Origin of the sequence: Pseudarthrobacter sp. NPDC058362 (genome assembly GCF_042723515.1) — a bacterium.
GTDB lineage: Bacteria > Actinomycetota > Actinomycetes > Actinomycetales > Micrococcaceae > Arthrobacter.
Genome location: NZ_JBHXIW010000003.1, coordinates 257,150 through 270,558 on the forward strand (window position 1 = coordinate 257,150; position 13,409 = coordinate 270,558).

A 13,409-nucleotide genomic window follows, 5' to 3' on the forward strand; every position below is an offset into this window, starting at 1 on the left:
AGGAAGTCTCCGAACGGCTCCACACTTTGGCTCTTCCCGCTCAAGTGGTATGGGGCGAAGCCGACCGATTCCAGAAGATCAAATACGGGGAAAGGTTTGCCGCTGAACTGGGCTGCGACCTCATCAGGATCCCAAAAGGCAAGCACCTCACACCGGAAGACCATCCCGAAACAATTGCTTCAGCCGTGAATCTGCGTCTCCCAGAAGGCTTGATGCTGATCTGTTGAAGCGTCGACGCGCGACCGCGAACCTGGACATTGAGGACGCTCTTCAGGTATTTGACCGGTATGGCGTCCATATTTGTGATGTCGGGTTGTTGGCTTCGGCATTGGCCAGGCCGGCGACGATTGTCATGGGCGCGGAAGCTTATGGGGCGTGTGTTGCACGTTGGCCATGCTGATCGAGTACAAGTTGGGGTCCAGGGATGATGACGCGGCCCGCTAGACTCCCTTCATGCGCAGAAGGTCGGCACGAGGCCCCGACGCCGCCGGAAGGGAACGCGTACTTATCCTGTCAGCAGGGGTAGGAGCGGGGCACAACAGCGCCGCGGCGGCATTGCAGCAAGCCTGTGCCGTGCGCACCGACGTCGATGAGGTGCAGGTGCTGGACGTGCTGCAGGTGAGCAGCTTGCTCTACCGCACACTGCTGGGCAAGGGTTACTTCGTCCTGGTCGAGGACTTGCCCTGGCTGGTCGAGTGGGGCTACAACATCAACGACCGTCCGTTCCGGCACCGGGGCCCAGTTGACCCCTGGACGCGGGTGAACGCTCTTCCAGTGATCGATGCGATCAAGCGATTCCGGCCGACAGCGATCATATGCACACACTTCCTGCCAGCCCAACTGCTGGCGTCGCTGCTCCTTCGTGGCGTGATTGACGCGAGGACCGCCGTCGTCACAACGGACTACGACTTCCAGGGCCTGTGGCTTACGGGTGCGTTCCATACGCTCTTCCTCGCCCGGGAGGAAGGGAGGGTGCAACTGATGGCGCTGGGTTTGCCCCCCGACCGCGTCGCGGTCACGGGCATCCCTATCGCCACCCCGCCCAACCCAGCGCCTGCGCGCGATGCAAACAAGCCCCCGATGCTGCTGATCTCGGCGGGCGCGACCGGCGGCGACTATGCCCTCTCGATCGTGCGGCAGACGCTGCACATGCGCTCGTCCTTTACGGCCACGGTCCTGTGCGGACGCAACGATGCGCTTCGGCAGCGCATCGAGCAGCTGGTGGCGCCCGCTGGCGACCGCTATCGGGTGCTCGGCTTCACGGCGGAGATGCCGCAGCTCCTGCGCCGCGCCGACCTGTTTGTGGGGAAGCCGGGCGGGCTGTCGGCGTCGGAGTGCATGGCTGCAGGGCTGCCCATGGTGCTTGTGAATACCATCCCGGGGCAGGAGGTCCGCAACGGCGATTACCTGATGGAACAGGGGGCGGCGGTCCGCTGCAATATTCCCGCGACGATCGGCTGGAAGATCGACGAGCTGCTGCGGGAGCCGGGTCGCCTGCAGCGGATGCAGGAGGCTGCGCAGAGAACGGGCCGCCCGAACGCCGCGGCGGACGTGCTGAGCCGACTGCTGGTGGGGCCGTCCCGTCCCCTGGTCCTGACACGCGACGCGCAGAAGACAATCCTCGCCGAGAGCGAGCAGCGCGTCGTTGCGAGTGATCTGACAGGACCCTCCTCGCTGGTCCGCGTGGTCGACTTGGCTGGGGCCAGCACGCTCGCGCTGCTGCGAGCCGAGGAGCTGGGAAATCTGCAGAAGCGGTATGCCACCCCGGGCGGGGGCCTGGTACTGCGCCGCGGCGACGCGCTCATGTCGCTCAGGGGAGAGGAGCGGAGGTTGCTCCGCGCCATTCTTCGGGGGGACGACGAGCTGCCCGTTCGTGTCGAGAGCCCTCGCCACCCCCTCGCATCGTTCCTGCGGGACCGGCCGGACACGACCCCTAAGGACTGAATTGCTGCAGTCGCCGGAGGAACAGAACGCCGTGCCAGTAGACCTGTTGATCTACTCCTGGGCGAATGCCAAGACCGCACCATAGGCAGCCGTCCGGGCTATGTTTGGACCATGGCGGCGCAGACGCAGGGTCAGGAACCCTCCGGGATCGATCCAGCGGGGAATGCCCGTGGTCGGACAGCCGAAGCGGGAGGTTATCGCGGCCTTCGAGCATTGGTGGCTCTGCCTGCGAGCAGGATAGAGACCAAGTTCAGTCCGACGAGGGCTTTGCTCTCCATGGTGGGTATCGCGAGACCGTGGTAACCGCGGTGGGTGAGCCACGCGAGCGGGCCTGTCAGGCCGATGTGACCCACGAGGTTGATGTTCGCTACGCCCTTCCACCGGCCGAAACCGGCCACGACCCCGAGGTTCTTATGCTTGTAGTCCTGGAGCGGGTATCCCCGCCGCGAGGCCCACAGGTTCCTGGCCAAGAGCTTGGCCTGGCGCAGTGCATGTTGGGCGTTCGGGACGCAGGTGCCGTCCGGAAGACCGTTGCCGGTCAGGTCCGGCACGGCGGCGATGTCGCCGGCAGCCCAGGCATTCTCCACGATGCCCTCGTCACCGGCGACGCGAAGGTCCGGGAGGACACGGACACGGCCCCGCGGCTCAAAGGGGAGGTCGGTTGAACGGACCACGGGGTTGGGCTGGGCTCCGGCAGTCCAGATGAGGGTGTCCGCTTCCAATTCCTGGGCGGGGGTCCTGCCCGGCAGGCTGATGAGCTTGAGCGTGCTGCCCTCGACGCTCGCGAGGGACGTGTTCAGGAGGACCTCGATCCCGCGGCTGCGCAGGTGTTCGACCACCCATTTGGCCTGCTCGGCGGTGACCTCGGGCATGATCCGGGCCATGGCCTCGACGAGGACGAACCGGGCTTCCTCCTGCTTTACGCTGGCGCTTGTCACGATCGCCGAACGGGCGAGGTCCTCGATCTCTGTCAGCGTTTCGATCCCGCCGATTCCGCCTCCGACAACCACGAATGTGAGCGCCGTCTCGCGCATGGCCGGGTCCACCGCGGTCGAGGCGAACTCGATGCGCTCGAGGACCTGGCTGCGTAGGGCGACGGCCTCCTCGAGTGTCCTGATGCCGACGCTCTTCTCGGCCAGGCCCGGGATCGGGAAAATGCGCGTGGTCGCCCCGGCCGCCATGACGATGTCAACGTACCGGACCTCGATGGTGCCCTCGTTGCCCGGCAGCTGGACTGTCGCCCTCCTGCCCGAATGATCGACGGCAACGACCGAGCCTTGGATGAACTCGGCCTTGCGCAGGGTCCGGTGCAAGGGGACGGTGACGTGGCGGCCTTCAAGGTTTCCCCCCGCCACCTCGGGGAGAAACGGCCGGTAGGTCATGTAAGGCATTGGATCGACGACAGTGACTATGCCGCCTGCCGCGGCGACTTTCTTCTGCAGCCTGAGCGCGACATAGAGGCCGACATAACCACCGCCGGCGACGAGTATCCGGGGACGGTTGACAGGATCATTTACGGAAGGCATGGCTCTCCTACATCGTGGACGGGATCAACATGGGCAGGAAGCGGAAGAAGAATGGGCAGAGGATCCCGATGTCGTAAAGGGCCTGCGTCCACAGCCACACGATGAAGGCAAAACCGGCCGTCACACCGGTTTGGACACTGGTGACGAGCAGAAACCACGCATAGGGAAGCGTCCTCGTCATAGCCGGACCGGGACCTCCGGGCGCCGCATGCTCCACCGCCGACACTACTACCCCCTTTTCCATCAGCACTGAGGCTGTCACGGGTAGCGCCTTTGGACTAGGGGCTTTAGTCCATCGTCGGCCAGGGTCACCACGACACATGTGCCCGGAGCTTTTTCCCGAAAGCTTGCCACCGTCGGGTGTGCATTGCGGCGTCACTTGCGGAAGCAAGACGGCCGATCTGCCCACTGAAGGTTCGGCGGGGTTTGCCGTCGTCGGGGCTGGACTTCACGCCAGTTCGATGGACGAGGCGAGGTGGACCCGTCTGTACATTCGATGCACCCCCGGTTCTTGTAGGTAGAGCCAGTGCCTGGCGGATGCCCCTCCCCGACGGCGAGGTATCACTCCACAGCTGCGATCCCGAGGTCCGCGGCGTGGCCGCTGATGGTGCGGGCCAGGTCGATGTCGCGGCTGGTGATCCCGCCGACATCGTGGCTCGAGATCGTGACGCCGACCTCGGGGTAGGTGAGCGTGAGGTCGGGGTGGTGGTTGGCCTCCTCGGCGGAGGCGCCGATGCGGTTCACGAGCTCCAGCCCGGTGGAGAACTTCCGGGTCCTGAAGGTGGCGGCGAGGGCCTGGTCCGTCAGGCGCCAGCCTGTGAGCCCGGCCGCGGCGATCTCGGCGGTGGACAGCTTCCGTTGGGGATCAGTCATAGTGCCATCATGGCTCGGGAGCGTCACCATGGGGTACCCCTGATGTACCAGCCTCCAAGGATCATGGCCGGCACGTCTTTCTTCCAACCACTCGGCCGTGCCACATTCGGCATGCTCATAGGGATTCTGTCCGCGGCCAGAGGGGCATGGCCCAACCAGCTGAGACGGACCGACCTCTGACTCGCCACTAGATCGGTTCAAGATTGCAGTGACAGCCAGGCTCCGGAGCCACCTCCGCTGGCCGTCCCGGCAGCGCCTTCCCGTTCATCACGGTCCCGGGTCAGAGCGTGTGTTGGCGGAGGTGGCAGTGCTGGATCAGTTCGACGGCTTCATCAATGTCGTCGGTGCACCTCAGCAGGTGGATGTCGTCTGGGGCGATAAACCCCTCCTCCTGGAGGTGCTCCCTGATCCAGACCATGAGGCCGCCCCAGTGTCCGGGACCGATCAGGACGACGGGGAATTCGTGGATTTTTCCGGTCTGGACGAGGGTCAGGGCTTCAAAGAGTTCATCCAGGGTGCCGAACCCGCCGGGAAGGACGACGAAGGCCGAGGCGTACCGGACGAACATGAGTTTCCTCGCGAAGAAGTACCGGAAAGTCATGGACACATCCAGGTAGGGATTCAGCGTCTGCTCGCGCGGCAGTTCGATGCCAAGGCCAACTGAGAGGCCGCCGGTGTCCGTGGCCCCGCGATTGGCCGCTTCCATCAGGCCCGGGCCTCCTCCGGTGATGACCGCGAACCCTGCCCGGGCGAACCGTGCGCCCAGCTCCCGGGCTGCCGTGTAGCGGGGGTCTTCCGGTCCGGGCCGTGCCGATCCGAAAACCGCGACTGCTTTACCGAACCGGCCCGAGAGCAGGCGGAAACCGGCATCGATTTCGGCGCTGATCCGTTGCATGCGCACCGGGTCCTCGGCCGGGTCAGCCAGTGCGGCGAGCAGCTCTTTATCGGTCATCTTCATGCCGGTGCCCCTTCCGGGTGCATCCGACAGTGCAGGTTGTGGTCGCCTGCTTGTTCGGCGGTGAGTCGCCCGTCCTCGATGGTGATGACCCGTTTGGCGGCCGTCCGGAGCCGGTGGTCATGGCTGACAATGATGACGGCCCGGCTTTCCCGACAGGCCGTTTCACACAAGAGCCGGGTCACGTCCTGGCCGGCCTTGGCGTCCAGGTTCGCCGTGGGCTCGTCCGCCAGGATCAGTTGGGGGTCGTTCGCCAGCGACCGGGCGATGGCCACGCGTTGCTTCTCCCCGCCGGAGAGGTCTTTGGGCAGGTTCCGGAGCCGGTGAACGAGCTGGAGCTGTTCCAATGCCGCCCGGGCTTTGGCCTGGGCCCTTCTCCGGGGCACCCCTGCGGTGAGCAACGGCATCATGACGTTTTCCTCCGCAGTCAGGGCTGAGAGCAGGTTGAAGGTCTGGAAGACGAACCCGAACTCCTGCAGCCGCAGTCGGGAGAGCTGGGCCGGTCCCAGCGTGGAGATATCCTGCCCGGAGATGAGGATCCGCCCGGTCGTGGGGGTCATGAGCGTGCCAATCATGGACAACAGGGTTGTCTTTCCGGACCCGGAGGGCCCCATCACCAGCACGATGTCTCCGGCGTCGACGGTGAGGGATACGTGGTCCACGGCGGTCACCGCTGTGTGGCCGGTCCCGAAGGTTTTGGACACGTCCTGGACTTCGACGACGCTCATGCGCGGAACACTTCCGCAGGGTCGATGCGTGCCAGCCGGCGTACGGGCAGCAGTGAGGACACTATGGCCATGACCAGGGTGACGCCGAAGATCCATCCGGCGTCGAGCGGCCGGATTTCGGTGATGAATTCGGGGACGTAGTTGCCCGCAGCGGCGCTGACGGCCATGGCCAGGACAGCCCCGACGAGGTATCCCAGCACTGCCGCGGTGACGGCCTGCTCCACCACAACAGTGTAGAGCTGGCGGTTGCTTACCCCGATGGCTTTCAGTACCCCGTACTCGCGTGCTTTTTCGATGGTCGAGGTGAAGATCGTCAGGCCGATCACGGTCATGCCCACTGCGACTCCGATCAGCAGCAGGACGAGAATGATGGGCAGGAAGGTGTCCCGGACGATGTTCGTGTTGTTCTCCACGAACCTGTCCTTGGTGATGGCATCGACCGCCGGATCGGCTTCGATCCGGGACGCGACTCCGGGCGCGTCCGCGTCCTCCTTGACTGTGACGAGGAAGAAGTTGGTGGCTCCGGGCAGCTGGAGGATGCTTTCGGCGTCGTCTTTGGTGGTGAATGCGAAGGAGAAGCTGAGGATGTAGCCGCCCTCGGAATACCCGACGACTTTCAGTTCTTTGCCGGCCACGGGGATCGTGTCTCCGATCCGGATGTTCTCGCTGCGTCCGACCACCCGGTCGATGATGATTTCGCCCTTGTCCGGGACGGTCTTGCCCTCGACCACCCGCGCAGGGGCTCCGACGTTGTTCTCCGTGTCGTCGGCAATGATGTAGAGGTTGATATCCCTGCCGTTGTGCGCGAACGCGACGCGGCGGCCGCTGAACGGTTTCGCCGAGGCCACGCCCTCGATGCCGGTGAGTTTATCCCTGACGGCCAGGGGTAGCACGGACGGCGTGTGGAACATATCCGTCGCGCCTGTCTGGGTGATCCAGTAATCGGCCGGGACGGTGCGGATGTACTCGCCGATTTTGTTGCTCCATCCCTGATACAAGCCCTGGATGCTCATGATCAGCAGCACGCTGAACGCCACCCCACCGACACTGATCAGGAGCCGGGCTCTTTCCTGGACCAGGTTCTTTATCGCCAGGAACAGCATGGTGCTACCTCCCGGGCTGCATCCGGCCGCCGGGGCATTACAGTCCTTCCTGCGGTATCCGCCCTCCGCTGCCGGCGGGCTGCCGTCGCACGCGGGGGACGAACCCAGGGACCCGGTGCTGGTAGGCGGCGTATTCGGCGCCGAACTCGGCCTCCAAGTGTCGTTCTTCATTCCGGGCCAAGCGAAAATACACCAACACCAAGATAGGGAACATCAGCAGGGTCACCAGCGTGGGCCACTGCAGCAGGAATCCGGCCATGATGATCAGGAACCCCAGGTACTGCGGATGCCGGACCCTGCCGTAGGGGCCTGTGGCCGCCAGGCGGTGGCCCCGCTGGGCCGCAAAGAGGATCTGCCATGACCTGTAGAGCAGAATGAACCCCGCCCCGATCAGTACATTGCTGAGCAGGTGCAGCGGGCTCAGATGAGGGTCGCCCTGCCAGCCGATGAGATCCTGCCACAAATGACCGGAGTTGTGGTTCAGGAGGTCAACGCCCGGTATGCGGGTTCCCAGCCAGCCTGAGAGCAGGTAGATCGTCAGCGGGAACCCATACATTTCGGTGAACAGCGCCACGATGAATGCCGAGAATCCGCCCAGGGCCCGCCAGTCCAGCCTGGTCCGGGGCCTGATGAAGCTGAACGCGAAAATGACAAAGACCGCCGAATTCAGGATCACCAGCCACCATAGGTCATACCCGTAATCACTGGACATGGTCGGCACCTCTTCCGGGCCAGGGGTGACCGGAGCTCTTCCCGCTCTCCTGCCCTGCATCTCCTTGATGGGAACCACCATCACCACTGTGGCCGCCATGGCCGAACATGCACAGGCTCATCACCAGCACCACACCCACATAAGGCAGCGAGTCCAGGATGTGGAGCCAGTGGTTTGAGATCAGGTAGAGCGCCGCCGCCGCGATCAGGACGGTCAGCAAGGTCTGAGTCCAGGTCTGGAAAGGTCCGCGTTCAGGCACGGGTGGTTCAGGGCGGCGTGAACCGGGAAAGCTGCTCATGCCCTGATTGTCCGTCTGCGGTGCCGGACCGGTATAGGGCCCAAGGACCTCGGTCCGCCTGCACACTACGGGAGCCTTTCGCGAGACAAATGCCGGCCAACCATCTGAAGCAGGACGCGCCTTTCCTTCGTCTCCGATACGCGGCACACTCTCTCAGGGCAACCTGTCTGGGACCGCCCCGTAAAGCCCGCCGAACTGCTCCTCATTCCACATGTTTCCGCGGGTTCTCCATGTCTGCAAAGGCCGGGATGCAGTTCGATTCCCACGTCGGGCACGGGGCCACCCCCGTCAGAGGAGTTGTGTTTTAGACGGCGGCGCTTCGCTGCCCGGGAAGAGGCTCGGGCCGAAATGCCCTAGCCCCGCCGCCGCGGCGACCATATGTTCAGTCATATGCGCCAACGCAAGCCTTTAACAACACCGGCTGGTCGCATGTCTGGCCGGAGCGCCGCGGAGGCAGCGGGATGACGCCCGGCAACCCTGTCCTCCCCGGGAAAGATCCGGCTACCTCGGACAATCTCGAACGACACGGCCCGGAGGCCACAACGCGGACTCCGGAGTGGCTGCGCAGCCTGCCCGGTCCGGTCCGCCGGTACCCCCTGGTGGTACTCACCTGCGTGGTGCTCGCGGCCACCGGCGTCCTGCTGCTGACTGGCCTGGAGCAGCAGGCGAGGCTGGGCGCCTCCGCTTACGCCGCCGTCGTCGGCTTGCTGCGTGCCATATCGATGGTGCGCTCGCTGCACGGCGGCAGGTGGGGCATCGACGTGCTGGCACTGATGGCTGTGGCCAGCACGGTGTGGGTGGGGGAGTACCTGGCATCGCTGGTGGTGATCCTCATGTTGTCCGGCGGCGAGGCATTGGAAAGCTTCGCCCAGGGCCGCGCAGTCCGCGAGCTCAGGTCGTTGCTGGACCGCGCACCGCGTTCGGCGCACCGCGAGTCGGACGGCACCGCTCTGGAGGACATTTCCGTCGCAGCTGTGGTGCCGGGCGACATCCTGGTCGTGCGCCCCTCGGAGCTGGTCCCGGTGGACGGCGAGCTCCTGTCCGCTGCGGCCAGCATGGACGAATCATCGTTGACGGGGGAGAGCCTGCCCGTGGACCACACTGCCGGGGACCTCCTGCTCAGCGGCTCAGTCAACGGTGAATCGGCCCTCCGGATGCGGGCCACCGCCGCCGCTGCGGACTCCCAGTACAGCCGCATCATTGCCCTGGTCAAGGATGCCTCATCCAGCCGCGCACCCGTTGTCCGGCTGGCGGACCGCTACGCCGTGCCGTTCACTGTGCTCGCGATCGCCATGGCAGCAACCGCCTGGTGGCTGTCAGGCGATCCCGTCCGATTTGCCCAGGTACTGGTGGTGGCAACACCCTGCCCGCTCCTCATCGCGGCGCCGGTCGCGTTCCTCGCTGGCACCAGCCAGGCGGCCCACCGTGGGATCATCATCAAGAACACCGGCACCCTGGAACAGCTGGCGAAGGCCCGGACCGCGGTCTTTGACAAGACCGGGACGCTCACCACCGGCCGCCCTGTACTGGACAAGATCGAGACCGTCGGGCAGGACGCCCCGGATGCCGACAGCATTCTCCAACTGGCCGCCTCAGCGGAGCAATATTCCTCCCACGTGCTGGCATCGTCGGTGATCCGGGCGGCAGCAGCGTCCGGTCTTCCCCTTCTTCCCGTGACGCAGGCCAAAGAGCATGCCACCCAGGGCGTCGAAGCGGTGTGCGACGGCACCATGGTGGTCGTGGGCAAGGCCGGCCTGGTCCGCAGTTCGTCGTCCGGCTTCCGGGAACCGGTCCTGGAAAGCGGCCAGCTCGCCATCTACGTCGCCATCAACGGCACCTACGCAGGCGCGCTCATCATGAGGGATCCCCTGCGCGCCGAAGCGCAACAGACCCTCGCCAGGCTGCGCCGGCTGGGCCTTGGCAACACCATGCTCCTGACCGGAGATGCCGCGGGGACCGCCGCCCACATCGCGCGGGAGGCAGGAATCACGAGCGTCCAGGCGGACTGCCTCCCCGAGGACAAGGTGCGCACCGTCGCCACGGTGAGCGCGCGTCCGGTCATGATGGTGGGCGACGGCGTCAATGACGCCCCCGTACTTGCCGCTGCCGACGTCGGAATCGCCATGGGAGCCAAAGGCGCCACGGCAGCGAGCGAGTCCGCCGACGTCGTCATCATGCTTGACGACCTGTCCAAGGTGGCACTTGCTGTCGCCATCGGGAAACGCACTGTTAACGTGGCGCTCGTGAGTATCTGGACCGGCATCGGGCTGAGCGTGGGGTTGATGGCCGTGGCCATGACGGGGTTCATCCCGGCGGTCACGGGAGCATTGCTGCAGGAACTGGTGGACCTCGCCACGATCCTGAACGGGCTGCGGGCGCTCCGCAGCCCCCGGACCGAGCCTGGTCCGGAAGGACGCGGAGCCTGAAGAGACCCCCGCCCCGGAAGTACCGGAACGGGGGCCTCGCGAATCAGGTCAGTTCGCCGCGGGGGCTGCGCCGGGCTGCAGCGTGTACTGCATGGGCAGCTTCAGCGAGCGCTCCGCCATGACCTCACGAAGGCGGTCCGGGTAGTCCGTGATCAGGCCGTCCACGCCGGCGTCCATCAGGGCGCGCATCGTCGGCTTGTCATTGATGGTCCACGGAACCACCTGCATTCTCTTGGCGTGCGCACGCGCCACCATGTCCGCGGTTACATAGGGGACGTATCCCTCGTCCGTGACCTTGCCGTTCTGCGGCGTGCCGTGGACAGGCGAGATGGCGTCGAATCCGAGGAATGCTGCTGCTTCCACCAGGTCCCCGCCGAAGTCGTCGGAGTCGATGCCGCCGAGCCAAGGGGAGGAGCCCGGCTGGCCGGCCTGCAGGAAGTCCTTGTTGGTCAGGGCGACGGTCCGGATGCCGGGATCGCGTTCCTGGACGAGCCGCAGCGCACCCCAGTCGAAGCTTTGGATGGAGACTCGCTCCTCCATGTGGGCGGCCTTGATTTCGCGCAGGACAATGTCCACGAACTGTTCGCGCGGCGCGGTCTGCTCGGGCGCTCCGGCTTCGACCTTGGTTTCGATGTTGAACTTCACCTGGCTGGCGCGGTAGCGCTTGGTGAGGTCGAATACTTCGGCGAGCGTCGGCATTTTGGCCCCGGGGGAAGCCTGCTGCCCGGGGTAGTTGGCAAGGGTCTGGGAGCCGCAGTCCATGCTGCGGACCTGCTCGAAGGTCAGGTCCTTGATGTACTTGCCCGCGTACGGGTACATCGGATCTCCGGGGGTGACCGGCGCCGTGTCCTGGCACTTCAGGCCGTTGATTTTGCGGTCGTGGGTGACGACTTCGCGGCCATCCTTGGTGATCTGCAGGTCAAGCTCGAGGGTGCTCACCCCGGTCTCGAGGCCCTTGGCAAAGGACGCCAGGGTGGATTCGACGGTAAGGCCCAGCCCGCCGCGGTGGGCCTGCAGGTCGAAGTGGTTGGCAGTGCCGTTGGGGTTGGTGTCCGCCGCCTGGGCCGGGAGGGATGTTCCCAGGGCCAGGCCGGCGGTCATGGCAGCCGCGGTCAGCAGCTTGGTGTACTTCATGGTTGGTGTTCTCCAGTTTGTTGGTTGGGGATGGAAAAACTTCAGGGCTTGCGGCCGGGGAGAAGGAGCAGCGCATCGCCCACGGGGCGTTCGCCGGCTGCGTCGGAGGTTGAGTTCACTACCTTGCCGCCGCTGACCATGGTGGTGGACCCGCCGCCGTCGAGGTTGATGGCGTCGACCATGCCCAGCGAGCGGGCAACGTCCGCCGCTTCCTTAATGCTCAGGCCCAGGGATGCGGTTTGCCGTCCGTCTGCGGTCACCAGCAGGGTGCGGCCCTGGGCATCAATGCCGGCGATGGTGCGGGGGTTCCGCTTGTGCACCCAGCCGTAGTAGAAGCTGTTGCTGTCGCCGGCACGGACCATGCCGTCCCGGGCAGCGGTCACCCGGGCGGTGCCGTTTTCGACGAGCATCGGACCGCCGTTGACCACATCGGAGGCGCCCTGCTCGAGGGGCTTGCCGTCGCTTCCGACGAGGCCGGTTTCCACGGTCAGTCGGGAACCTGTCCCGGCCAGGCCGGCAAGCCGTGGGGCGTCCGCTCCGATGGCCTGGATGGTGCGTCCACCGGCCGGGACTGCCGTACCGCGAACGTTGTTGACGGCGGTGACGGTTCCCTTCGCGTCCAGGACAACCTCCACACCGGGCCCTGACGGGGTTGCGGGACCGAACTCGGGCGTGAAGGTAGTGATTTCGTCGGTATCGGTGCAGGTGACGTCGTGTAGGGGCAGCGATGTCGGGGTGTCATCGGCGCCGCCGCAGTTGCGGATCAGCCCGGGCACCCGGTTGATGCCGTCCAGGGCCAGCTTCGCCGCTTTTCCGGCAGCAGCAACCGAGCCGTCCCACTGCAGGCGCTGGATGGAGCTCTCGTTCCTGTTCCCGATGACCAGGGAAGGGCGGTCACCAACAGGCTCGCTGAGCACCTTGCCGTCCCGGACCGCGGTGCCGGCAGGATCGCCGGGGGCGCCCGCCCCGGGGTCCAGTACGAAGTAGCCGCCGTTGACGGCCGCGAGCGCACCCGCAGCGGAGGACAGTTGGCTTGTGGTTTCCCGGTCCTGGAGATTGGGGCCGAAGGAAGAGGTGAGCTCGCCCCGGAAAATCTTCGGATCGATGGTGAGGACTTTCAGCTTCCAGGGTCCGCGCGTATTTTCGCTGGTGCCCTCATCTCCGTCCCAGCCGGTGTAGATCACGGAGGAGGCGAATCCCGCGTCCTTGATCCGGGCGACAGTGGGGGAGCCGTCGGCTTTGGCTGCGAACTGCCCGGCGCGCACGCGGTAGCCGAGGTCACCGCCGGCATCGGCAAGCTGTGGGGACTGGACGTGTTCTACGCGCGCGGGAATCCCGGCTGCCAGGAGCCTCGCGGCCACCGCACGGGCCTGCGCTTCAGAGGAAAGGGCCGACGGCGGCGCATCCGGATCGAGGGACGCGGACGGGATAGCCACTTCCGCCGTCCAGTACAGGTTTTCCGCGGCCGCGCCGCGGGTGATGGACGTCAGCGTGAGGCCGGGCGCCAGTGTGCTGACAGCGCGTTGCTCCGGCAGGTCCGCCGCCCCAAGGTCAAGGGCCCGGGACGCCACTGGCACTGCCGTGTCAGCCGCAGGGGCCTGCTGTGCGGCGGTGGACGGACCGGCTGACACGGCGAGGGAGGCAGCGGGAAGTCCGAGGGCCAGCGCGGCGGCGGCTGTCCGGCGGAATGAGAGTTTGAAGGCGGGCATG

Annotated in this window: 12 protein-coding genes; 2 read left to right on the forward strand and 10 right to left on the reverse strand. The window is 65.8% G+C overall.

Annotated elements, in window-relative coordinates:
- The first annotated feature begins 573 nt into the window (after positions 1–573).
- Positions 574–1,944, forward strand: a complete 1,371-nt coding sequence (locus tag ACFWIX_RS08770; RefSeq protein ID WP_377215737.1) for a glycosyltransferase — start codon at positions 574–576, stop codon at positions 1,942–1,944.
- 194 nt (positions 1,945–2,138) lie between these two features.
- On the opposite strand, the gene ACFWIX_RS08775 is transcribed toward ACFWIX_RS08770, so the two are convergent.
- From ACFWIX_RS08775 to ACFWIX_RS08810, 8 genes are all read right to left on the reverse strand, one after another.
- A complete protein-coding gene (locus ACFWIX_RS08775) occupies positions 2,139–3,470 on the reverse strand; it encodes an NAD(P)/FAD-dependent oxidoreductase (RefSeq protein WP_377215738.1) in 1,332 nt (443 codons plus the stop codon).
- Positions 3,471–3,477: 7 nt separating this feature from the next.
- Positions 3,478–3,732, reverse strand: coding sequence for a hypothetical protein (locus ACFWIX_RS08780; protein ID WP_377215739.1), 255 nt, complete (start codon positions 3,730–3,732; stop codon positions 3,478–3,480).
- A gap of 299 nt (positions 3,733–4,031) precedes the next feature.
- The gene (locus tag ACFWIX_RS08785; RefSeq protein ID WP_377215740.1) at positions 4,032–4,343 is read right to left on the reverse strand and encodes a 4a-hydroxytetrahydrobiopterin dehydratase; all 312 of its coding nucleotides are present in this window, start codon (positions 4,341–4,343) and stop codon (positions 4,032–4,034) included.
- A gap of 280 nt (positions 4,344–4,623) precedes the next feature.
- A complete protein-coding gene (locus ACFWIX_RS08790) occupies positions 4,624–5,301 on the reverse strand; it encodes a TIGR00730 family Rossman fold protein (RefSeq protein ID WP_377215741.1) in 678 nt (225 codons plus the stop codon).
- Positions 5,298–6,026, reverse strand: a complete 729-nt coding sequence (locus ACFWIX_RS08795; RefSeq protein ID WP_377215742.1) for an ABC transporter ATP-binding protein — start codon at positions 6,024–6,026, stop codon at positions 5,298–5,300. The genes ACFWIX_RS08790 and ACFWIX_RS08795 overlap by 4 nt, the downstream gene beginning before the upstream one ends.
- A complete protein-coding gene (locus ACFWIX_RS08800; protein ID WP_377215743.1) occupies positions 6,023–7,129 on the reverse strand; it encodes an ABC transporter permease in 1,107 nt (368 codons plus the stop codon). Before ACFWIX_RS08800 ends, ACFWIX_RS08795 begins: the two co-directional genes overlap by 4 nt.
- Before the next feature lie 37 nt (positions 7,130–7,166).
- On the reverse strand, positions 7,167–7,841 hold the full coding sequence (locus ACFWIX_RS08805; protein WP_377215744.1) for a methyltransferase family protein: 675 nt from the start codon (positions 7,839–7,841) through the stop codon (positions 7,167–7,169).
- Entirely contained in the window at positions 7,831–8,139 is a 309-nt protein-coding gene (locus ACFWIX_RS08810) for a DUF2933 domain-containing protein (RefSeq protein WP_377215745.1), read from the reverse strand. Before ACFWIX_RS08810 ends, ACFWIX_RS08805 begins: the two co-directional genes overlap by 11 nt.
- Before the next feature lie 461 nt (positions 8,140–8,600).
- On the opposite strand from ACFWIX_RS08810, the gene ACFWIX_RS08815 reads away from it, so the two are divergent.
- On the forward strand, positions 8,601–10,565 hold the full coding sequence (locus ACFWIX_RS08815; RefSeq protein WP_377215746.1) for a heavy metal translocating P-type ATPase: 1,965 nt from the start codon (positions 8,601–8,603) through the stop codon (positions 10,563–10,565).
- A 48-nt stretch (positions 10,566–10,613) separates the two neighbouring features.
- Here the strand turns inward: ACFWIX_RS08815 and ACFWIX_RS08820 are convergent, their stop codons facing one another.
- Entirely contained in the window at positions 10,614–11,699 is a 1,086-nt protein-coding gene (locus ACFWIX_RS08820) for a glycerophosphodiester phosphodiesterase (RefSeq protein WP_377215747.1), read from the reverse strand.
- A gap of 41 nt (positions 11,700–11,740) precedes the next feature.
- Complete coding sequence (locus ACFWIX_RS08825) at positions 11,741–13,408, reverse strand: phosphodiester glycosidase family protein (protein WP_377215748.1); 1,668 nt, start codon at positions 13,406–13,408, stop codon at positions 11,741–11,743.
- Position 13,409 lies beyond the last annotated feature (1 nt).